At 68.8% G+C, this 20,848-nt stretch carries 22 protein-coding genes and 1 pseudogene; 10 read left to right on the forward strand and 13 right to left on the reverse strand.

Translation table 11 applies throughout. The annotated features are described in order from the left end of the window. Positions 1–155: 155 nt before the first annotated feature. Positions 156–602: a winged helix-turn-helix transcriptional regulator gene (locus AC069I_RS36445; RefSeq protein WP_478267408.1), complete on the reverse strand. Its 447-nt coding sequence runs from the start codon at positions 600–602 to the stop codon at positions 156–158. 47 nt (positions 603–649) lie between these two features. Between AC069I_RS36445 and AC069I_RS36450 the strand changes: the two genes are divergently transcribed. Continuing rightward, positions 650–1,369, forward strand: a complete 720-nt coding sequence (locus AC069I_RS36450; protein ID WP_478267409.1) for an MFS transporter — start codon at positions 650–652, stop codon at positions 1,367–1,369. Further along, on the forward strand, positions 1,338–1,814 hold the full coding sequence (locus tag AC069I_RS36455) for an MFS transporter (protein ID WP_478267410.1): 477 nt from the start codon (positions 1,338–1,340) through the stop codon (positions 1,812–1,814). The genes AC069I_RS36450 and AC069I_RS36455 overlap by 32 nt, the downstream gene beginning before the upstream one ends. On the opposite strand, the gene AC069I_RS36460 is transcribed toward AC069I_RS36455, so the two are convergent. The 4 genes from AC069I_RS36460 to AC069I_RS36475 all read right to left on the reverse strand — a co-directional run bounded on the left by AC069I_RS36460 (position 1,798) and on the right by AC069I_RS36475 (position 5,610). Then, positions 1,798–2,949 (reverse strand): acetyl-CoA C-acetyltransferase, encoded by a 1,152-nt coding sequence (locus AC069I_RS36460; RefSeq protein WP_478267411.1) that lies wholly within the window; start codon positions 2,947–2,949, stop codon positions 1,798–1,800. The genes AC069I_RS36455 and AC069I_RS36460 overlap by 17 nt on opposite strands. Further along, positions 2,942–3,544, reverse strand: a complete 603-nt coding sequence (locus AC069I_RS36465; RefSeq protein ID WP_016332873.1) for a TetR/AcrR family transcriptional regulator — start codon at positions 3,542–3,544, stop codon at positions 2,942–2,944. The genes AC069I_RS36460 and AC069I_RS36465 overlap by 8 nt, the downstream gene beginning before the upstream one ends. Before the next feature lie 183 nt (positions 3,545–3,727). Continuing rightward, positions 3,728–4,495, reverse strand: a complete 768-nt coding sequence (locus AC069I_RS36470; protein ID WP_478267412.1) for an SDR family oxidoreductase — start codon at positions 4,493–4,495, stop codon at positions 3,728–3,730. Next, on the reverse strand, positions 4,492–5,610 hold the full coding sequence (locus AC069I_RS36475; RefSeq protein ID WP_478267413.1) for an acyl-CoA dehydrogenase family protein: 1,119 nt from the start codon (positions 5,608–5,610) through the stop codon (positions 4,492–4,494). Before AC069I_RS36475 ends, AC069I_RS36470 begins: the two co-directional genes overlap by 4 nt. 72 nt (positions 5,611–5,682) lie before the next feature. On the opposite strand from AC069I_RS36475, the gene AC069I_RS36480 reads away from it, so the two are divergent. Genes AC069I_RS36480 through AC069I_RS36505 form a run of 6 tightly spaced genes read left to right on the forward strand, consistent with a single transcriptional unit; the run spans position 5,683 to position 11,448 of the window. Next, entirely contained in the window at positions 5,683–7,173 is a 1,491-nt protein-coding gene (locus AC069I_RS36480; RefSeq protein ID WP_478267414.1) for a FadD3 family acyl-CoA ligase, read from the forward strand. Further along, positions 7,170–8,009: an enoyl-CoA hydratase gene (locus tag AC069I_RS36485; RefSeq protein WP_478267415.1), complete on the forward strand. Its 840-nt coding sequence runs from the start codon at positions 7,170–7,172 to the stop codon at positions 8,007–8,009. The genes AC069I_RS36480 and AC069I_RS36485 overlap by 4 nt, the downstream gene beginning before the upstream one ends. Then, the gene (locus AC069I_RS36490) at positions 8,009–9,142 is read left to right on the forward strand and encodes an acyl-CoA dehydrogenase family protein (protein WP_478267416.1); all 1,134 of its coding nucleotides are present in this window, start codon (positions 8,009–8,011) and stop codon (positions 9,140–9,142) included. The genes AC069I_RS36485 and AC069I_RS36490 overlap by 1 nt, the downstream gene beginning before the upstream one ends. Further along, positions 9,139–10,068: an acyl-CoA dehydrogenase family protein gene (locus tag AC069I_RS36495; RefSeq protein ID WP_478267417.1), complete on the forward strand. Its 930-nt coding sequence runs from the start codon at positions 9,139–9,141 to the stop codon at positions 10,066–10,068. Before AC069I_RS36490 ends, AC069I_RS36495 begins: the two co-directional genes overlap by 4 nt. After that, on the forward strand, positions 10,065–11,036 hold the full coding sequence (locus tag AC069I_RS36500; RefSeq protein ID WP_478267418.1) for an acyl-CoA dehydrogenase family protein: 972 nt from the start codon (positions 10,065–10,067) through the stop codon (positions 11,034–11,036). The genes AC069I_RS36495 and AC069I_RS36500 overlap by 4 nt, the downstream gene beginning before the upstream one ends. 4 nt (positions 11,037–11,040) lie before the next feature. Then, on the forward strand, positions 11,041–11,448 hold the full coding sequence (locus tag AC069I_RS36505; RefSeq protein WP_478230573.1) for an HIT family protein: 408 nt from the start codon (positions 11,041–11,043) through the stop codon (positions 11,446–11,448). Here AC069I_RS36505 and AC069I_RS36510 read toward each other — a convergent pair. Then, entirely contained in the window at positions 11,439–12,338 is a 900-nt protein-coding gene (locus AC069I_RS36510) for an RNA polymerase subunit sigma-70 (RefSeq protein WP_478267419.1), read from the reverse strand. The two genes, AC069I_RS36505 and AC069I_RS36510, sit on opposite strands and share 10 nt — an antisense overlap. An 88-nt stretch (positions 12,339–12,426) precedes the next feature. On the opposite strand from AC069I_RS36510, the gene AC069I_RS36515 reads away from it, so the two are divergent. Then, positions 12,427–12,795, forward strand: coding sequence for a nuclear transport factor 2 family protein (locus AC069I_RS36515; RefSeq protein WP_340685137.1), 369 nt, complete (start codon positions 12,427–12,429; stop codon positions 12,793–12,795). A 175-nt stretch (positions 12,796–12,970) separates the two neighbouring features. Here AC069I_RS36515 and AC069I_RS36520 read toward each other — a convergent pair. Both AC069I_RS36520 and AC069I_RS36525 read right to left on the reverse strand, forming a co-directional pair. Next, a pseudogene (locus tag AC069I_RS36520) lies at positions 12,971–14,007 on the reverse strand (HNH endonuclease signature motif containing protein). A gap of 257 nt (positions 14,008–14,264) precedes the next feature. Further along, positions 14,265–14,561 carry a DUF6881 domain-containing protein gene (locus AC069I_RS36525; RefSeq protein ID WP_478230592.1) on the reverse strand — a complete coding sequence of 99 codons (297 nt, stop codon included), beginning with the start codon at positions 14,559–14,561 and terminating at the stop codon, positions 14,265–14,267. An 87-nt stretch (positions 14,562–14,648) separates the two neighbouring features. Here AC069I_RS36525 and AC069I_RS36530 point away from each other — a divergent pair, with 87 nt between their 5' ends. Continuing rightward, positions 14,649–15,680, forward strand: coding sequence for a fatty acid desaturase family protein (locus tag AC069I_RS36530; protein ID WP_478267420.1), 1,032 nt, complete (start codon positions 14,649–14,651; stop codon positions 15,678–15,680). Here the strand turns inward: AC069I_RS36530 and hsaB are convergent. The 5 genes from hsaB to AC069I_RS36555 are packed head-to-tail and all read right to left on the reverse strand — an operon-like array spanning position 15,646 to position 20,779. Further along, positions 15,646–16,200 carry a 3-hydroxy-9,10-secoandrosta-1,3,5(10)-triene-9,17-dione monooxygenase reductase subunit gene (gene hsaB, locus AC069I_RS36535; RefSeq protein ID WP_478267421.1) on the reverse strand — a complete coding sequence of 185 codons (555 nt, stop codon included), beginning with the start codon at positions 16,198–16,200 and terminating at the stop codon, positions 15,646–15,648. The two genes, AC069I_RS36530 and hsaB, sit on opposite strands and share 35 nt — an antisense overlap. Beyond that, complete coding sequence (gene hsaC / locus AC069I_RS36540; RefSeq protein ID WP_396557309.1) at positions 16,197–17,114, reverse strand: iron-dependent extradiol dioxygenase HsaC; 918 nt, start codon at positions 17,112–17,114, stop codon at positions 16,197–16,199. The genes hsaB and hsaC overlap by 4 nt, the downstream gene beginning before the upstream one ends. After that, entirely contained in the window at positions 17,114–17,962 is an 849-nt protein-coding gene (gene hsaD / locus AC069I_RS36545) for a 4,5:9,10-diseco-3-hydroxy-5,9,17-trioxoandrosta-1(10),2-diene-4-oate hydrolase (protein WP_478233651.1), read from the reverse strand. Before hsaD ends, hsaC begins: the two co-directional genes overlap by 1 nt. Continuing rightward, a complete protein-coding gene (hsaA, locus tag AC069I_RS36550) occupies positions 17,962–19,137 on the reverse strand; it encodes a 3-hydroxy-9,10-secoandrosta-1,3,5(10)-triene-9,17-dione monooxygenase oxygenase subunit (RefSeq protein WP_478230579.1) in 1,176 nt (391 codons plus the stop codon). Before hsaA ends, hsaD begins: the two co-directional genes overlap by 1 nt. Before the next feature lie 43 nt (positions 19,138–19,180). Beyond that, positions 19,181–20,779: an FAD-binding protein gene (locus tag AC069I_RS36555; RefSeq protein WP_478230580.1), complete on the reverse strand. Its 1,599-nt coding sequence runs from the start codon at positions 20,777–20,779 to the stop codon at positions 19,181–19,183. Positions 20,780–20,848 lie beyond the last annotated feature (69 nt).

Consider the following 20,848-nt stretch of genomic DNA (forward strand, 5'->3'; position numbering starts at 1 on the left):
CGGTTTGGGGTGTTTGGGGGGGTTTGGGGACGGGGTGGGGGGGGGAAGGGGGGGTGAAACCCCTCATTGCCACCCACGACCCTCCTGCCAAACTGACCAGCGGGAATCGACTTGCCGGGGCCCTGGCATCGCATGCGGGGGAAGCGTCCTTCAGCTCACGGCACCTTCACCACCACGGTGTCCTCCGGCCCGACGACACGCCCATCCACGGCCCGGATCTCCAGCTCCCGCAACGGAAGCCCGCCGTCGCGGTCCACCAGTTCCGAACGCGGCTCCCCCTTGCCGAAGAAGTGCGCCTCCCCCCATTGCCGCAGAGCGACGATCACCGGGAACAGGTCCCGCCCCTTCGGTGTCAGGACGTACTCGCTGTACGTGCTCCCGTCCGAAGCCGGGACCAGGTCGAGCACGCCGTGTCCCACGAGCGCCCGCAGCCGCGCGGACAGGATGTTCTTCGCGACGCCGAGGCCGCGCTGGAACTCCCCGAAGCGGCGGACGCCGTCGAAGGCGTCGCGCACGATCAGGAGCGACCACCAGTCGCCGATCGTGTCGACCGAGCGGGCCACCGGGCACGGGGCTTCGTCGAACGTCGTCCGCTTCACCATGGTTGCATCTTACAACCGTAGTGCTCTACCGTCCCAGTGGTAGCAACTTGAAACCATCTAGAGGGTTCGTGCACCGCGGTGTCGTCCTGTTGTTCGCCGTGGCCGCCGGGACGGCCGTCGCCACGATCTACTTCGCGCAGCCATTGCTCGTCACGATGGGCGCCGACCTCGGTATCGCCGCGTCGACCGTCGGCGGCATCGTCACGCTCACCCAGCTCGGTTACGGACTCGGCCTGTTCCTGCTGGTCCCGCTCGGCGACCTGCTCGACCGGCGGCGGCTCGTCACCGGCCAGCTGGCCCTGCTCGCGATCGCCGAACTCGTCGCCGCGACCGCCGCGAACGGTGTGGTGCTGTTCGCCGGCATGGCGGCGATCGGTGTGCTCGCGGTCGTCACGCAACTCCTGGTCGCGTTCGCCGCGTCGCTGGCGGAGCCTGCCGAACGCGGGCGTGTGGTCGGCCTCGTGACGACCGGCGTCGTCCTCGGGATCCTGCTCGCGCGCACGGTGTCCGGCACGCTGGCCGACCTCGCCGGCTGGCGCGCGGTGTACGTCGTGTCCGCGGCCGTGACCGTGCTGATCGCGATCGTGTTGTATCGCGTCCTTCCCGCCACACCTGGGGGGGAAGGCCATGAACTACGGGCGGCTGCTGCGTTCGACGTGGTCGCTTTTCGTCGAGGAGCCCGTCTTCCGGACGCGCGGCACGCTCGCACTGCTGATCTTCGCCGCCTTCGGCACCTTGTGGAGTTCGGTCGCCCTGCCGCTCAGTGAAGACGGCTTGTCGCATACCGCTATCGGCGCGTTCGGGCTGGCCGGGGCCGCGGGCGCGCTGGCGGCGGCTCCCGCGGGGCGGCTCGCCGATCGCGGCCGCGCGCGCTTGACGACCGGCCTGGCGCTGGGCCTGCTCGTCCTTTCCTGGATACCGCTGGGTTTCACCCGCTCCTCGTTGTGGGCGCTGGCGGCGGGCGCGATCTTGCTCGACCTCGCTGTCCAGGCCGTGCACGTCACGAGCCAGACCCTGATCTACCCGCTCCGTCCGGACGCCGGGAGCAGGCTGATCGGCGGGTACATGATCTTCTACTCGGTCGGCAGCGGCCTGGGCGCCATCGGCTCGACCGCCGTCTACGCCGTCGCGGACTGGACCGGCGTCTGCCTGCTGGGCGCGGTGTTCAGCGCATCGGCGCTCGGCGTGTGGAGTGTCAAAGCCGCTCGATGATCGTGACGTTCGCCGTTCCGCCACCCTCGCACATCGTCTGCAATCCGAAGCGCCCACCTCGCCGCTCGAGTTCGTGCAGCAGCGTCGCGAACAGCTTCGTGCCGGTCGCCCCGATGGGGTGGCCGAGCGCGATCCCGCCGCCGTTCACGTTGACGCGGTCCGGATCTGCGCCCGTCTCCTCGATCCACGCCAGGACGACACTCGCGAACGCTTCGTTGACCTCGAACAGGTCGATGTCGTCGATGCTCAGCCCGGTCTTCCGCAGCGCGTGCGCGGTCGCCGGGATGGGCCCGGTCAGCATCCACACCGGATCGGCCGCCCGCACGGAAAGGTGATGGATCCTGGCGCGCGGGGTGAGACCGTGTTCCTCGACGAACTTCTCCGACGCGATGAGCGTCGCGCTGGCACCGTCCGAGATCTGGCTGGCCACGGCCGCGGTGATCCGAGAACCCTCGCTCAGCGGTTTCAGCCCCGCCATCCGCGCCAAGCTGGTGTCGCGCCTGGGCCCCTCGTCCAGGGCGGCACCGGCGAACGGTGCGGTCTCGGCGGCGAACCGGCCTTCGTCGATGGCCGCGATCGCCCGCTGATGACTGCGGAAGGCGAACTCCTCCATCGCCTCACGGGTCAGGTCCCAGTGTTCGGCGATCATGTCGGCACTGCGGAACTGCGAGACCTCGACGCTGCCGTACCGCTCCTGCCAGCCCTTCGAGCCGGAGAACGGGTCTTCGAAGCCGTACTCGCGTCCGGCCAGCATCGCCGCGCTGATCGGGATGGCGCTCATGTTCTGCACGCCGCCGGCGAGGACGAGATCCATCGTCCCGGACAGCACCGCCTGCGCGGCGAAGTGCACGGCCTGCTGGCTCGAACCGCACTGCCGGTCGATCGTCACACCCGGCACGTGGTGCCCGAAACCCGCCGCGAGCCACGCCGTGCGCGCGATGTTCCCGGACTGCGGCCCGAGCGTGTCGCAACAGCCGAAAATGACGTCGTCGACCAGGTCGGCCTCGACGCCCGCGCGTTCGACGACGGCCTGGATGACGTGGGCGCCGAGGTCGGCGGAGTGGACACCGCTGAGCGCTCCCCCGCGTTTGCCGACGGGGGTCCGGACCGCGTCCAGGACATAAGCTTCAGCCACGCCGCCTCCTCTTGGTCGCGATTCCGTCCAGCAGGATCCCGAGGTATTGCTGCGCGACGTCGTCCGCGCTCAGCGTGCCGCCGGGGTTGTACCAGCGCACCGCCACCCAGACGGTGTCGCGGATGAACCGGTAGGTCAGTTCGACGTCGAGGTCCTCGCGGAACACGCCCGCCGCGATGCCGTCGGTGAGGATCCCGTTCCACAGCTTGCGGAATTCGGTGTTGCGGTCGTTGAGGTAGCCGAACCGCGGCAACTGCATCAGATGCTTCGCCTCGGACTGGTAGATCGCCACCTCGGCGGGCCGCCGGTGAATGGATTCGAACGACGCCACGACGACGGCTTCGAGTGTTTCCCTCGGCCCCTTCCCTTCCGCGACGATCTCGGCGTAGGCGCCGAAGAGTTCGTCGAGGAATCCGGTCAGGATCTCGTCGGCCATCGACTCCTTCGAGTCGAAATGGTGGTACAGGCTGCCGGACAGGATGCCCGCCGCGTCCGCGATATCCCGCACGGTGGTGGAGACGTAACCGCGCTCGGCGAACAGCTTCGCCGCCAGGGCGAGCAGTTCGGCGCGGCGGGACCCTGGACTGGCTTTCATCGGTACCTCATCGTGTGGTGGTGAACCCGCGACCGCGATCGACGTCGGCAGGGCGCTAGATGGTAAGTCATGTCACGTCGAGCCGAGAAGGCGCCCTGCCACCGAGATCGCGAGGCCTTCGGCCGGGCAGGTTCACACATAGGATCACTTTCCCGAGTTTCACCTCTGCTCCGCCAACAGGTCTCACGCATGCTGGGAACTCACGGACACGACCTCGCCGGTGAGGTACGACGAGTACTCACTGGCGAGGAACACCATCACATTCGCCACTTCCCAGGGTTCCGCCGCCCTCCCCGAGACCTCGCGCGCGGTGAGTTCGGTGAGCAGTTCCTCGCTGGTCACCTTGGCCAGGAACGGATGCATCGCCAGGCTCGGCGCGACGGCGTTGACCCGGATGCCGTGTTCGGCGACGTCGACGGCCGAACACCGGGTGAGCGCCATGACCCCCGCCTTCGCGGCCGCGTAGTGGGCCTGCCCGGCCTGCGCGCGCCACCCGATCACCGACGCGTTGTTGACGATCGCCCCGCCGCCGCCTTGGGCGACGAACCGGTTCACCGCCGCCCTCGTCGCGCGGAACGTGCCGTTGAGAGTCACGTCGATGACCCGTGCCCATTCCTCGTCGGTCATGTCCACAATGGACCTTGTGCCGCCGAGCCCGGCGTTGTTGACGAGCACGTCGATCCGGCCGTAGTGCGCGGCGGCTCCGTCGATGAGCGTTTGCACTTGATCCTCTTGTGTGACGTCACAGGGGATCGCGTGGACGTCACCCAGCTCGGCCGCCTTTTCGCCGAGGCGCCGCTCGTGCCAGTCACTGATCACGACGCGGGCGCCTTCCTCCAGCGCGCGTTTCGCCACCGCGGAACCGATCCCGGTGCCGGCCGCCGCCGTCACCACGACCACCTTGCCCCGCAGGAGGTTCGCCCCCTCGGGGTACTTCGGCACCGGGATCACGGTCGCACCTCCCTTGGCAGGCCGAGCACTCGCTCGGCGATGACGTTGCGCTGGATTTCGTTGGAACCGCCGTAGATCGTGTCGGCGCGGGTGAAGAGGAAGAGCCGTTGCCATGCGTCGAGACCGTCTTCCGCGAGCACACCCCGCGCGCCGCGGACGAGCATCGCCAGCTCCCCCAGATCGCGATGCCAGTTCGCCCAGACCAGTTTGGACACTTCGGCCACGCCGGGCGACGAGTCGCCGAGGGTGCGGATCGCCTGCGCCCGCATGACCTCCAAGCCGACCCAGGCGCGGTCGATCCGTTCGGCGATCACCGGGTCGTCCGGCGCGATCCTGGTGAGTTCTTCGAGTTCCCGGCGGAAGCCGACCTGTTGCCCGAGCGTCGCGACGCCGCGCTCGAACGCGAGCGTGCCCATGGCCACCCGCCAGCCGTCGCCGGGTTCGCCGACGACGAGATCCTTCGCCGTGCGGGCACCGTCGAAGAAGACTTCGTTGAACTCCGAGGTCCCGGTGAGCTGCCGGATCGGCCGGACCTCGACTCCGGGCTGCCGCATCGGGACGAGCAAATAGGACAGTCCTTTGTGGCGTTTCGAACCGGGTTCGGTGCGGGCCAGCACGAAACACCAGTCGGCCACCTGCGCGAGCGACGTCCACACCTTCTGGCCGTTCAGCACCCACTCGTCGCCTTCGAGGGTCGCCGTGGCCGACACGGCGGCGAGGTCGGATCCGGCGCCGGGTTCGGAATAGCCCTGGCACCACAGTTCTTCGACGGCCACGATCGGCGGCAGGAACCGCTTCCGCTGCTCCGGCGTGCCGAACGCGATCAGGGTCGGGCCGAGGAGTTCCTGCGCCAGGTGACTGACTCGCGCCGGCGCACCCGCTCGCGCGTACTCCTCGTGGAAGACGACCTGCTGTTCGAGGGTCGCGCCCTGACCGCCGTGTTCGACCGGCCAGCCGACGCAGGTCCAGCCCGCCGCGGCGAGCCGCCGCTCCCATTCCACGCGTTCGTCGAAGGCCTCGTGCTCCCGGCCGGGACCGCCCGAACCGCGCAGTTCCGTCGGCAGGTTGTCCGCCAGCCAGGTGCGCACACGGTCACGGAAACCGTTTTGGACCACGCCTGCCTCCTCTAGCCAAACCAGAGCCTGCTGCGTAGGCTACCCTACCAAGCACTTGCTAGGGAGACTTCGATGACTGAAGGAACCATCCCGGCGGCGCTCGACAGGGCCGCGAAACGCTTCACCGCGCGAGAAGCGCTGGTCGACGGCGAAGTCCGGCTCACCTATGCCGAGCTCGCCCGGCGGGTGCGCCAGGCGGCGCGGTTCTTCGAGGGCCACGAACGGGTTGCCATCTGCTCCCCCAACACCTGGCACTGGGTCGTCGCGGGGCTCGGCGCGCTGTACGCCGGAGCGACACTGATCCCGGTCAACACCCGCTTCACCGCGCGCGAGACCATCGACGTCCTCGAGCGCGCGAAGGTGTCCGCACTGGCGATCACCGGCACGTTCCTCGGCACGGACCGGCTGGCGGATCTCGGTTCCGCTCGCCCGGGCACCGTGGTGCGCATCCCTGTCGAAGGCGCGGAGAAACCGGTCGACGGCGTGACGGAATGGGACACCCTCGCCGGTCTCGACAGCGATTTCGCCAGTCCTGCGAAACCGGACGACGTCAGCGACATCCTGTTCACCTCCGGGACCACCGGGCGCAGCAAGGGCGCGATGAGCAGCCACCAGCAGGCACTGAGCGTCGCCGAAGCCTGGGGCGATTGCGGTGGCCTGACCGAGGAAGACCGCTACCTCGTCATCAACCCGTTCTTTCACAGCTTCGGTTACAAGGCAGGGATCCTCGCGGCCGTCCTGCGTGGCGCGACCCTGCTGCCGCAGCGCACCTTCGACGTCCGGGAAACCCTGCGCCTCATCGAAAGCGAGCGGATCACCGTGCTCCCCGGCGCGCCGACGGTCTACCAAGTGCTGCTGGACGCGCCGGAACGCGCGAACCACGATCTCTCCAGTCTCCGGCTCGCCGTCACCGGCGCCGCCACCGTGCCGGTCACGCTCGTCGAGCGGATGCGGACGGATCTGGACTTCGACACCGTGCTCACCGCGTACGGCCTCACCGAAGCCGTGGTGGCCACGATGTCCCGCCCCGAGGACGACGCCGAACTGGTCGCGAACTTCTCGGGCCGTGCGACGGCGGGCTTCGAGGTGAAACTCGGCGAACACGACGAAGTCCTGCTCCGCGGCCCCAACGTCATGCTCGGCTATCTCGACGATCCGGACGCCACCGCGAAGGCCGTCGACGCCGACGGCTGGTTGCACACCGGCGATGTCGGGGTGCTGAACGAACGCGGCTACCTGAAGATCGTCGACCGGATCAAGGACATGTACGTCTGCGGCGGGTTCAACGTCTACCCGGCGGAGGTCGAGCAGGTGCTGAGCCGTCTGGACGGCGTCGCGGAAGCCGCCGTCGTCGGCGTGCCGGACGGGCGGCTCGGCGAGGTCGGCAAGGCCTTCGTCCGGCTCGGCCCGGGGGCCGAACTGACCACAGAGGACGTTCTGGCGTACTGCGAAGGACAGTTGGCCAACTACAAGACCCCTCGATTTGTCGACTTCGTGGTGGAGCTTCCGCGGAATCTGTCGGGGAAGGTGCTGAAACGCGTGTTGCGGGAGGAGAACGGATGACCGTCGAGTACGAGCGACGCGGGCCGGTGGCCGTCGTCACGATGAACCGGCCGGAGTACCGGAACGCGCAGAACTCGGCGATGACCTACGCGCTCGACGCGGCGTTCGCCCGCGCCGTCGACGATCCCGAGGTCAAGGTGATCGTGCTGGCCGGCGCCGGGAAGCACTTCTCCGCCGGGCACGACATCGGGACGCCGGAGCGCGACGTGGACGTCTCGTTCGAGCGCAAGGCGGTCCTGTGGTGGGACCATGTCGGCGCCGAGGGCGGCGATCAGCGGTTCGCCCGCGAGTCCGAGGTCTACCTCGGCATGTGCCGAAGGTGGCGCGAGATCCCGAAGCCGACCATCGCGAGCGTGCAGGGCGCGTGCATCGCGGGGGCACTGATGCTGGCATGGGTCTGCGACATGATCGTTGCCTCCGACGACGCGTTCTTCGCCGATCCCGTGGTGCGCATGGGGATTCCCGGTGTCGAGTACTTCGCGCACCCCTGGGTCCTCGGTCCGCGCGCGGCCAAGGAAGTGTTGTTCACCGGTGAGCGCTTCACGGCGCGGCAGGCCAAGGAATGGGGCATGCTGAACCGCGTCGTCCCGCGCGCCGACCTCGAAACCGAGACGATGGCGCTGGCGGAGAAGGTCGCGGTGATGCCGCGGATGGGGCTCGCGCTCGCCAAGAAGGCCGTGAACCAGGCCGAAGACCTGATGGGTCTCCGGTCCGGAATGGACTCCGTGTTCGGGCTGCACCACTTCGCGCACGCGCACAACGCCGAGGTTTCCGGTGGTGACTCGCTGGGCGGGCAGGACGCGCGCTCGATGCGAGACGCGAACAGGACCTCGTGATGGATCTCGATCTCGACGAGCGCACGCTCGCCTTCCGTGACGAAGCCCGCGCCTGGCTCGCCGCGAACGTTCCCGCCGAGCCGCTGAAGTCGTTCGACACCGCCGAAGGATTCGCGCAGCACCGCGAGTGGGAAGCGAAGCTGGCCAACTCCCGGTGGTCCGTCGTCTCGTGGCCGCGCGAGTTCGGCGGGCGGGACGCGAGCCTGCTGGAGTGGGTGCTGTTCGAGGAGGAGTACTACGCGGCGGGAGCACCGTCGCGGGTCAACCAGAACGGCATCTTCATGCTGGCGCCGACGCTGTTCTCCCATGGCACGGAAGAGCAGCAGCGCCGCATCCTGCCGAAGATGGCGCACTCCGAGGAGGTCTGGGCGCAGGCGTGGTCGGAACCCGAGGCGGGCAGTGACATCGCGGCTCTGCGGAGCACCGCGACTCGCTGCGACGGCGGCTGGCGGGTCAGCGGGCAGAAGACGTGGAGCTCGCGAGCGACGTTCGCCGACCGCGCGTTCGGTCTGTTCCGCAGCGACCCGGACTCGGTGCGGCACAAGGGACTCACCTATCTGATGGTGGACCTGCGAGCCGAGGGCGTCACCGTCCGGCCGATCCCCCAGCTGGACGGCGAACCGGGGTTCGCCGAGATCTTCTTCGACAGCGTCTTCGTCCCCGACGAGGACGTGATCGGCGCGCCGGGTGAGGGCTGGCGGGTCGCGATGACGACGGCGAACAACGAACGCGGCCTGTCCTTGCGCAGCCCCGGCCGGTTCCTCGCCGCTGCCGACCGGCTGGTCTCGCTCTGGCACGACGCCGGACGTCCGGCGCACACCGCGGACCGGGTCGCCGACGCGTGGATCGGCGCGCGGGCCTATCAGCTGTACACCTTGGGCACGGTCACCCGGCTGTCGGACGGTGCCGAGCTCGGCCCGGAATCGAGTGTCAACAAGCTGTTCTGGTCGCACCTCGACGTCGCCCTGCACGAAACCGCGCTCGACATCCTCGGCCCGGACGCCGAACTGCGGGGCGGCTGGAGCGACGGCTGGCTGTTCTCCCTGGCGGGGCCGATCTACGGCGGGACCGACCAGATCCAGCGGTCCATCGTCGCCGAACGGCTGCTCGGCCTGCCGAAGGGGGCTCGATGAGGTTCGCACTCTCCGGCGAGCAGGAGCAGTTCTCCCGCAGCCTGCACGATCTTCTGTCCGGTGTGGACACGGATTCGGCGAACCGGTCCTGGGCGGCTGGTGATCACGGCCCCGGTCTCAAGATCTGGCGGCGGCTGGCGGAACTCGGCGTGACCGCGCTGGCGGTCCCCGAGAAGTACGACGGTTTCGGCGCCACGCCGGTGGATCTGGCCGTCGGCTTCGAACGGCTCAGCTATCACTGCGTTCCCGGGCCGTGGACCGACACCGTGGCCGTCCTGCCGTCCTTGCTGGACGACGAACTGCTGACGTCGGTCGCGTCCGGCGAGACGCTGGCGTCGGTGGCTTACCCTCCGCATGTGCCGTATGCCTTGGATTCCGACGTCGCGGACGCGCGGCTCGCCGTCGAGAACGGCAGGCTGCGCGCGTTCACTCCCGGCTCCCTTTTGTCCTCTGTGGACAGTTCACGACGGTTGTTCCCGCCGGTGACGGGCGACGATCTCGGCACTGCGCTCGACGCTGCCCGCGCGTTCGAACTGGGTGTGCTCGCCACCGCGGCGCAACTCCTCGGCGCGGGACGGTGGCTGCTCGACACGTCCGTCGCGTATGCCGCACAACGCAAGCAGTACGGCCGTGAGATCGGCGGCTACCAGGCGGTCAAGCACCTGCTCGCGGATGTCGCGACCGGGCTCGCGCTGGCCGAACCGCTGCTGTTCGGCGCGGCCGTAACGCTGGACCGGCGCGACGTCTCCGCGGCCAAGGTGGCGTGCGGCGACGCCGCGCACCTCGCCGCCCGGACCGGGCTGCAGGTGCACGGTGCGATCGGCTACACCGCGGAACACGCGCTCGGCCTGCGGCTGACCAGGGTCCGCGCGCTGGTCGGTGCCTGGGGCACGCCGCGGTTCCACCGGGAGCGGGTGCTGTCATGACGTTCACCGCCGAGCAGGACGCGCTGCGCGACAGCGTGCGGAAACTGCTGGACCGGGAAGCGGATCCCTGGCCCGAGCTGTGCGAGCAGATCGGTGTGGCGGCGTTGGCCGTTCCCGAGCGGTTCGGCGGGCTCGGCGCCGGGACGGCGGAACTGCAGGTGGTCGCCGAAGAACTGGGCAGGGTCCTCGCCGACGTCCCGTTCCTCGGCTCGGCCGTGCTCGCCGTGCACGCCGTCCTGGCCACGGGCGACGACGAGGCTTGCGAACGTCTGCTCCCCCGCCTCGCCGAAGGTGTCGTCGGCGCGGTGGCCTGGACCGATGCCGAAGGTCGCTGGGATGCTCCTGCCTGCCGCGTCGCCGACTCCGCGGTGGAGGGTGAGGCGCACTACGTCCTCCACGGAGACGAGGCCGAGATCCTCCTGGTCGTGGCTGACGGCTCGCTGTACGAAGTCACCGATGCGCGGCGAGAGCGGACTGCGGCGATGGACGAAACCCGGCGGTTGGCCAGGGTTCGTTTCGACAGTGTCCCCGCCCGGCTGATCGGCCCCGTCGACCTCGGCGCGCTGCGGGACGTCGCCTGCGCCGTCCTGGCCGCCGAACAGGCCGGTGCCGCGGCACGGGCCCTCGAACTGACGGTGGAGTACAGCAAGCAGCGGCACCAGTTCGGCAGGCCGATCGGCGGATTCCAGGCGTTGAAGCATCGGATGGCGGATCTCCACGTCCTGGTGGAGACCGCGCGCTCGGCGGCCTACGCGGCTCCGGAGTCGAGCAGGCTGGCCGCGGCGGCGAAGGTGCATTGCTCGGAGTCGCTGGCGACGGTGGCGGGTGAAATGATCCAGCTGCACGGCGGGATCGCGATCACCTGGGAGCATCCGGCGCATCGGTATTTCAAGCGGGCACATGGCGCGGCGCACCTGTTCGGCTCGCCTGCGGACCACCTCGCGCGGGTGCGGCCGCCGTTATCGTGAGCCGGTGGAGTGCGCGATCTGTGCCAAGCACCGTGGCGAAGGCCCGCTGGTGGGGCCGGTGGTCTGGGCCGGGGACGCGGTCGTCGTGTCGCACCGGCCCGGCGGCTTCCCCGGGTATCTGTTCGTCGAAACCCGGCGGCACGTGGCGGCGCTGGACGAGCTGACCTCGGACGAGGTCTCGGCGGTTTCGCGAGCGGCCTGGTGCGCGGCCAGGGGCCTGCGCGCGGAACTGGCTCCGGAGCACGTGTTCTCCGCCATCGCCGGGCGGAGTGTCGCACATTTCCACCAGCACGTTTTCGTACGGCATCAGGGAACGCCCGAGGAGATCGGGTGGATGGACGGCCCTTCGTGGACGGGCGCGCCGGTCATCGACATCGCCAGGCTCTGCCGCCGCCTGGCGGGCTACTTCTGATCCAGGAACCGGGTGATGGCGCGGACGCGATCACCGTCGAGGGTGAGGACCATCAGTCCGGCCGGTGTCTCACCGTGACGACAGACGAAGGCGGGCTGGTTGTTGGCCCGTGCCGGGGTCATGGTGAAACCCTCCACGGGAATGGCCATGGTGACGCGGAGGAAGCCCGCGATCGCTTCGAGACCGTGGTACTCGTGCGGTGCCGGCGGCATGGCGAGCCAGGCGTCGTCGGTGAGCAGGCTCAGGATGCCGTCGAGGTCGCCCGCGGTGAACGCATCGGCGAATCGCCTGGTCAGCGCGCGTTCGTCGGGTGACGGCCGGTGCCCGGCGCTCTCGCGATGCTTGTCGAGGGAGGCACGGGCGCGCTGAAGGATGCCTTTGACCGCCGTCTCGGTGGTGCCGAGCATGCTCGCGACCTCACCGGCGGGGAAGCACAGGACGTCACGCAAGACGAGCGCGGCTGCTTGTCTCGGCGGGAGGAGCTGGAGTCCGGTGATGAAGGCGAGCTCTATCGCCTCCTTGGTGCTGTAGCGCGCTTCGGGGCCGGGCTCACTGTCGGCGAGTTCGTCCGGATACGGCTGTAACCAGGTCACCTCGCCGCGGCGGCTCGGCTCCGGCGGGTCGAACGGCGGCACCGGCTCGGGCGGGCGACGGCGGCCCGCGTCCCTCAGAGCGTTGAGGCAGCGGTTGGTGGCGATGCGGTACAGCCACGTGCGAAGCGATGAGCGCCCCTCGAAGCCGTCGATGCCCTTCCAAGCGGCGAGGAGCGTCTCCTGGACGGCGTCCTCGGCGTCGGTGAGGGAGCCGAGGATCCGGTAACAGTGCAGGTGGAGCTCGTGCCGATAGGTGTCGGTGAGCTCGCGAAAGTCCTGGTCTCCCATCGCCCTCATGAGCCGATCGTGTCACTTTCGCGGTGCACCGTTCCGTTCGGGGCGGGGGTGGTGTCTGACGGGGTGAAGACCGACGAAAGGAACCATCATGACCAGTCCCGCCTTGGATGTCGCGCTCTCCTACCACCGCGCGTGGACGGGCAAGGACTTCGAGAAGGCGATGACCTACGTCGCCGACGACATCGCCTGCCACACGCCCGGCGGACCCCTTTCCGGCGCGGAGGCGTTTCGCGGGTTCATGGGCCCGTTCACCGAGATCCTGACCGGCTCGACCCTGCTTTCGGCGTTCGGGGACGAGACGACCGCGTTGCTGATGTACGACACGGCGACCCTGCCGGTGGCGAGCGCGCCCGGGGCCGAGCTGCTGACGGTGCGGGAGGGGAAGATCGTGGAGCTGCGGATCGTGTTCGACCGGGCTCCGTTCGATGCGGCGCGGGAGGCTGCCGCGGGGTCGTAGGGCCACATCGTCGCCGCGGTGGCGCGTGAACGACTCCTTCCCCCGGCTCAGCGAAGGGAAGGGGGCCTTCACGGGCACGGTTTCCGGGCGCGCCGGTTTCTGGCGCGCCGGTCCGAGGGCGCGTTGGTGCCCTACCCGTCGCGCGTCCGGGTAGCCGCGAGCAGGCCCGCGCCGATCAAAAGGGTGGGGTGTCGTCCTCCGGTTGGGGGCGTGGGTCGTGGAGTGGTTCGGGTGTTGCGGTGTAGGTGCGGCCGGTGGGGGTGGTGATGGTCATGCCGCCGTTGCCGGTGGGTTCCGCGGCCCAGCCGGGTTCTTCTTTGAGGAGGTTGTGGATCTTGCAGGCGGCGTGGCAGTTGTGGTGATCGGTGGTGCCGTGGCGGGCCCAGGTGGTGATGTGGTCGATCTCGGAGAACTCCGCCGGGCGGTGGCAGCCAGGGTGGGTACATTCCCGATCCCGGGCTCTGATCAGGCGGGCCAGCGAGGCCGGGGACCGGTAGGTGCCGGGACTGGCTTCGAGAAGTTGCCCGGTGACGGGATCGGTGATCAGCCGGGACCACGTCGAGCCAGGGTCGGCGGCGATCTCTCGCACGAGCCAGCCAGGAATGGGTCCGTAGCCGGCGAGGGTGGCGGGATCTTCCCGGGCGCCGGTCAGGGTCAGCAAGTCGACATAGACATGGACATGCGCCCGCGGTGTCCCGTGCCCGTCCTCGGCCAGCAGTCGTTCGGCGAAGATGTCCGCCCGGTGCTGGTCGAGGGTGCGGGATGTGTCGGCCTTGCGGCGTTTCTTGGCCGCGTGGCTCAGGGACGCGTAGATCGAACTGGCGACCTCGGCGGGGAGCCAGCCCGACAGCTTCGACATGGTCTCGTCCTCGTGTTCCAGCGACACATGCCGTAACGCGCGTTTGGCCGCGGCGCGTTCCCGGTAACCGCCGGGATCGAACTTCTGCACCGCGTGATCCACCGATTTCCGGATCGCCCCGGGATCACGGCCGGCGAGACGCTTCGCCATCCAGGCGTCCACCCGCGCGGCGACCTCATCGGACACCTCGCGGGTCAGCTGGGACACTTCGACGCCTTGTGCAGATCGATATCGCCGTTCTCCAGCGCCGCCAACGTGTTCGGCAACCGGGCCACCAGGGCGGACGAGGTTTCGACCAGCAGATACGCCTGATTACGGGAGACCGAGAACGCCAACGCGACCTCCTCGGTCACCGATCTTCGCGACCCACCCACCCCGGCGAACCCCGCTATCGAACGCACCTGCCGCCCCTGCGCCCGACGAAGCACAACCTCCTCGTCGTAAGCGGCATCCAGAAAACGAGCGGCTTTCGGATTAAAAGCAAGAGATGTGGTCATGGCCAAGATCATACTCGAACACAAGTTCGACGGCCACGAATAGAGGAGCGGCCGGGCAAAAACATCCGAAAATGTCTATCACCGCTGAGCGAAGGCCCTCCGAATCCGGGCGCTCACTGCCCGCCGAGCGCTTGTCGCCACGCCTGCTCAAACTCGTCGCCGGTGATCCTGGACGCCACGAATTCCTCCTGCGAGTTGATCTCGGCAAAAGGCGGGACGGGGACCACACCCGAGCCGGTGCCGCCCACCTCGTCCTTTTCGTCGGCCCAACCGAGCCTGCCGTCCCGGAACCGCTCCACCTTCCGGCGCTCATGGCCACCGGGACCGACCTCGCTGAGGATCTCCACGGGTTCCTCGGCGAATTCGTGCCGCCACACGACCCGCAGATACCACGTCCGCGCCCTGAACATCACGGCCCCAAGGTAGGGCCAACCCCCGCACCAACCCACCGGCGCACCGCATTCACTCCACCCCCACCCCCGACGAGACTCACAACGGTGACCGCAAACCTCCGCACAGGCAGCGATTTCGCCCGTCTGTCCCGCCGCGTCAGCGAAGCGGGCCTTCTCGACCGCCGTCCCGGCTACTACGCCTTCCGCATCGGCCTGGTCGCCACCCTCTTCGTCTCCGGCTGGATCGCCTTCTTCGCGATCGGGGATTCCTGGTGGCAGCTGGGGATCGCCGTCTTCCAGGCGGTGATGTTCGGCCAGATCGCGTTGCTGTCGCACGATCTCGCGCACCGGCAGGTGTTCCGCACCCGTCGTCCGAGCGAGATCGCCGGCCGGATCGCGGGGAACCTCGGCGTCGGCATGAGTTACGGCTGGTGGATGGACAAGCACACCCGTCACCACGCGAACCCGAACCACGAGGACCTCGACCCCGACGTCGATCCGGACATCCTCGTGTGGTCGAAGGACCAGGCGCGGGCCAGCAAGGGCCTCCCCCGGTTCATCGGCCGTTACCAGGCGTTCCTGTTCTTCCCGTTGCTCACCCTCGAAGGCCTGAACCTGCACTTCTCCGGTATCCGCTCGGTCGCGAAGCCGGGTCTCCGGCGGCGCGGGCTCGAAGCGGCCTTGCTGCTGGCACATTTCGCGCTTTACTTCAGCGCGCTGCTCGTGGTCCTCTCCCCCGGCAAGGCGCTCGTCTTCTTCATCGTCCACAAAGCACTGTGGGGCGTCTACATGGGATCGATCTTCGCACCCAACCACAAGGGGATGCCGATCCTGTCCGGCGACACCGAACTCGACTTCCTCCGCAAGCAGGTGCTCACGTCGCGCAACGTCCGCGGCGGCAGGATCGTCGACGTCGCGCTCGGCGGGCTCAACTACCAGATCGAGCACCACTTGTTCCCGAGCATGCCATCGCCGCATCTTCGCCGCGCCCGGCCCATCGTTCAAGGATACTGCGCGGAGATCGGCGTCCCGTACCACGAGACCGGGCTCATCGAGTCGTACTCGCTCGCGTTGCGCAGTCTGCACGAAGCCGGTGAGCCGATCAGAGCCAATCGTCAGGACGCGGCCAGGGCATGAGCGCGGCGAGCGCGTCCGTCACCGGCTCGGTCACCGTGTACCGCCCGCGATGGAACAGCAGCGGCCGGGCGTCGGACGGTTCCCCGAGCGCGGTGACCCTGCCGACGACGACGTAATGGTCACCCGCCTCGTGCACCGCTTCGAGCGTGCAGTCGATCCACGTCAGAGCCCCTGCCAGCAAAGGGGATCCGGACGGGGCGGGGGTCCAGTCGACCGACGCGAACTTGTCCGCGCCCCGCGCGCCGAACACCGCGCTGACCTCTTGCTGGTTCTCGGCGAGCACGTTGACGGCGAACCGGCCGGACTCGGCGAGCACCGCCCAGGTCCGGGAAGTCTTGGCAGGGCAGAAAAGCACCAGCGGCGGATCGAGGGAAAGCGCCGCGAACGACTGGCACGCGAAGCCCACCGGCGCCGTGCCGTCGTGTCCGGTCACCACCGCGACGCCGGTGCAGAAGTGCCCGAGCACCGTGCGGAACCGCGCCGGATCGATCTCCGCGCCGAGGTCCGTCACCGGGGTCACGACTGCCCTGATACTCGACGTGCGCCGACTGAAAAGTCGTGTCCCCACAAGGAAACCGCCGTACTCTCTCGGGCGATCCAGCTCTCGTCGTCCACTTGACGCCCCTCGCAGCCGTATTCGACGTCGAAGCCGCCGGGGGTCTTCATGTAGAACGAGAGCATCAGATCGTTGACGTGCCGCCCCAGGGTGGCCGACATCGGCACCTTCCGGCGGATGGCCCGGTCGAGGCAGAGGCCGACGTCGTCGGTGTTCTCCACTTCGACCATGAGGTGCACGATGCCGCTGGGTGTCGGCATCGGGAGGAACGCGAGACTGTGGTGACGCGGGTTGCAGCCGAAGAACCGCAGCCACGCCGGAGCGCCGTCGGCGGGCCTGCCGACCATCTGCGGCGGCAGTTTCATCGAGTCCCGCAGCCGGAACCCGAGTACGTCACGGTAGAACCGCAGAGAAGCGTCATCGTCGTGTGTGGACAGTACGACGTGTCCGAGTCCTTGCTCACCGGTCACGAACTTGTGCCCATAAGGACTGACGACGCGCCGGTGCTGCAGCGCGACGCCGTGGAACACCTCGAGCGTGTTACCCGACGGGTCCTCAAAGGACACTAAGCCGTCGACCCGGCGATCGGCCAGCTGATCCGGCGTGCCTTCCTTGTACGGCACCGAGTGCGCGTCGAGCGAAGCCCGGATCTCGTCGAGTTCGCCGGCGTTGGCGACCTCCCAGCCGGCCACGGCGAGCCGGTCGTGCTCACCGGGGAAGATCACGAGCCGCGCCGGGAAATCGTCCATGCGCAGGTAGAGCGCTTCCGGATTGGTGCCGGAGCCCTCGACCATGCCGAGGACCTTCAGCCCGTATTCACGCCACGCGGCCATGTCGGTGGCTTCGATGCGGAGGTAGGCGAGCGAACGGATACCCATCAGGAGGCTCCCAGGAAGTCGAGTGCCAGCCGGTTGAACTCGTCGAACTTCTCCAGCTGCGCCCAGTGGCCGCAGCCGCCGAACACGTGCAGCTGGGCACGCGGGATCGTCTTGAGCGCGAGCAGGGCGCCGTCGAGCGGGTTGACGCGGTCTTCCCTGCCCCAGATGAGCAGCACACGCTGACGCAGTCGATGCGCCTCACGCCACAGCATGCCCTCTTCGTAGGTGTCGGGCTGGGCGAACGACTTGCCCATCGCCTTCATCGCCGCCAGGGACTCCGGCGCGCTCGCCGCGGCGAATCGCTCGTCGATCAGCTCGTCGGTGATCAGCGACTGGTCGTGCACCATGATCCGCAGGAAGGCTTCGAGTTTCTCGCGGCTCGGGCCCGGCGGGGCGCTGAACCGGCCGAGGTTCTTGATGCCCTCGGTGGGATCGGGCGCGAACAGGTTCACGCTCAGGCCGCCCGGTCCCATCAGGACGAGACGGCCGGCGCGTTTCGGATGGTTGAGCGCGAGCCGTACGGAAGTCCCGCCGCCGAGCGAGTTCCCGACGAAATGCGCCCGCTCGATGCCGAGTTCGTCCATGAGCGCGACCACGGCGTCCGCGCTGTGGCGGAAGTACTGCGGATGCTCGGTCGGCTTGTCCGACCGGCCGAACCCGGGCTGGTCGATCGCCAGCGTCCGGTAGTTCTTGCCGAACACCGGCAGGTTACGGCCGAAGTTGCTCCACGCCGACGCGCCGGGGCCGCCGCCGTGCAGCAGGATCGCCGTCTCCTGGTGCTCCGCGCCCGCCTCGTGGTAGTGCAGCTTGAGTCCACCTTGGACGGTGACGTACTTGCCTTCGGTCATCAGACCATCGCATTCTCGACGGGCAGCCCGAAGGCGCCGGTTCCGAACATGACGTAGGCGCGCTCGGCGTCGTTCGCCGCGTGCACCCGGCCGGCGTGGGCATCGCGCCAGAACCGCTGGATCGGGGTTCCGGCCCGCAAGGCGCGGCCACCGGAGTTCTCGAAAAGCCTGTCGATCGCGAAGATCGCGCGCTCGGTACCGCGGACCTGATCGCGGCGGACCCGCAACCGCGTGGGGAACGGCAGCTTCTCCCCCTTGCACGCCAGCTGGTACAGCTCGTCGATGTTGTGCGTCAGCTGGAGCCAGGCCGCGTCGATCTCGCTCGCCGCCTCGGCGATCCGCACCTTGGCGAACGGGTCCTCTTTGGACTGTTCTCCCGCGTACGCCGCGCGGACCCGCTTGCCCTGGTACTCGACGTGCGCATCGTACGCGCCTTGCGCCATCCCGATGATCGGCGCGGTGATCGTGCTCGGATGCACCGAACCATAAGGAAGTTTGTACAGGGGCCCGGGGTTGATCTCCTGCCCGGGCGTCTTGCACTTCGACGTCGCGATGAAGCTCAGCGCGCGATGCTTCGGCACGAAGACATCGTTCACGACGATGTCGTTGGACCCGGTGCCGCGCAGGCCCACGGTATCCCAGACGTCTTCGATCGTGTAGTCGGAGATCGGCACCAGGTAGGTGCAGAAGTCGACCGGTTTGCCGTCCTTGAACACCGGGCCGCCCAGCAGCACCCAGGTCGCGTGGTCGCAGCCGGAGGAGAAGCTCCAGCGCCCGCTGAGCCGGTACCCGCCGTCGACGACGTCCGCCTTGCCCATCGGCGCGTACGACGAAGAGATCCGGACGTCGCTGTCGTCACCCCAGACGTCCTGCTGCGCCTGCGCCTCGAACAGGCCGAGGTGCCACGGGTGGACGCCGAGGATGGAGGCGACCCAGCCGGTGGAGCCGCACGCGCTCGCGACGAGTTTGACGGCGGTGTAGAAGCTCACCGGGTCGGCCTCGAGGCCACCGAACGTCTTCGGCTGCAGCAGTTTGAAGAACCCGGTCTCCTGCAGGGCTTTGACGGACTCCTCGGGAACGCGCCTGGCGTCCTCCGCCTCCTGCGCCCGCTCCCGCAGGACCGGCAGCAGCTCCCGGATCCCCGCGATCACGTCCTGCGCGGCGTGCTCGCTCATATGCGTTCCCTCTCTCGCCGTACTCGGTGAACCGGGTCCAAGACTAGAACACGTTCTCGTTTTTGTCGACCGATCCCCGGTCGAGCGCACTGTGCAGTCCGGCACGCCGCCCGGAAAACACGCAGTCGGCCAGCGACAGACCACTCACGTAGGACTTAGAACAGATTCCCACCGCGGTGCGGCCGGCCGCGTACAGCCCGCGAATCGGGGCGCCGGCGGCGGAGCGCACCGCCCCGGTCTCCTCGTCGACGACCAGGCCACCCAGCGTCAGCATCGGGCACGGATAGCCCAGGTTCGGCTTGATCGACACATCGATCAGCGAGTACGGCCCCTGATCCAGCGGCCGCGCGAACTCCGCGGGTTTACCCGTCGGATCCGCGCCGGACCTCGCCGCCTCGACACTGGCGGCCAGCCCGCCGGGATCGACGCCGGCCTTGCGCGCGACCTCGTCGAGCGAACCGGCGACGACGCGCCGGCGCAGCAGGTACCGCACCTGAAGTCCTTGGAACCATTGACTTTGCCCGCGCGCGTCCCGCCGGACCTCCCGGATGATGGCGTCGTCGACCAGGAGCCAGCCACGCCCTTCGTGTCCGGCGATCATGCGTTCGCCGACGGCCGCGCCGTACCGGGACTCGTCGATGATCCGGCCGCCCGTCTCGTCCACGAGCAGGCCGCCGAGGAACGCCGACGGCGGGGTGATGAACCGCCAGGCGGAGATCCGCCCGAGCTCCGCGGTGGCCCCGCCCGCCTCGACCCCCATCCGGATGCCGGATCCGTCGTCGGCCGACGTCCCGAGTGCCAGTCCACCGCGATACGCGGGCGCGTGCTCGCGCACCATCTCGCGGTTCGCGATGAACCCGCCCGCCGCGAGAACGACCCCACGCGAGGCGGAAATCCTCAGCTCACGGCCGTAGCGACGCTCGATGCGCTCCGCTCGCCGGTGCAGCGACTTCCGCAGCGAGGGCACGTAGATCCCCGGTTTGGCGGCATACGCCGACAGCCTCCGGTGCGCGGCCCGCACGCGAGCGGGAGCGTCCCGCAAAGACGAGACGACGACACCGGTCACGGTCCCGTCCTCGTCGATGATGAGGTTCCGCGCGGCGGTCTGCGGCAGCACCTGGATCCCGCGGCTCCGGACCGCCTCCATGAGCCGTTTCATCAGCAGTTTTCCCGAAGTGCCCGGCCCCTTGACGCGATGTCCGCGCGGCGCGGGCTTGGCGGCGTCACGGAAACCGCCCGCCGCCTCGCTGCCCGAGTAGTACAGATAGTGCTCGTCGCTCGGGTACGACGTCTTGTACGGGCACAGACTGCCCTCGAAAGGCACGCCGTTGCCTTCCAGCCAGGAGATCATCTCCGTGCTGCCCGCACAGAAACGCCGCAGGGTCTCCTCCGAGACGACGTCGCCGGCCTCGAGCCGCAGGTAGTCGTACATCGCGTCGACGCTGTCGTCGACGCCCGCGTCCCGCTGCTGCGCCGTCCCGCCCCCGGCGTAGACGACACCACCACTGACCGCGCTCGCGCCACCGCCGGAGAACCGGTCCAGCACGAGCACCCGGGCACCGGCGTCGGCGGCCTCGATCGCCGCACAGGCGCCGGCCGCACCGAAACCCACGATCACCACATCCGCGACGAGGGAGTCCATGCCCCCACCCTAGAACTAGAACACGTTCTCGTCTATGGTGACTGGAGCAGCGCGGATGCTGCTACATGC

The sequence above is a fragment of the Amycolatopsis sp. NPDC043885 genome, assembly GCF_056435685.1.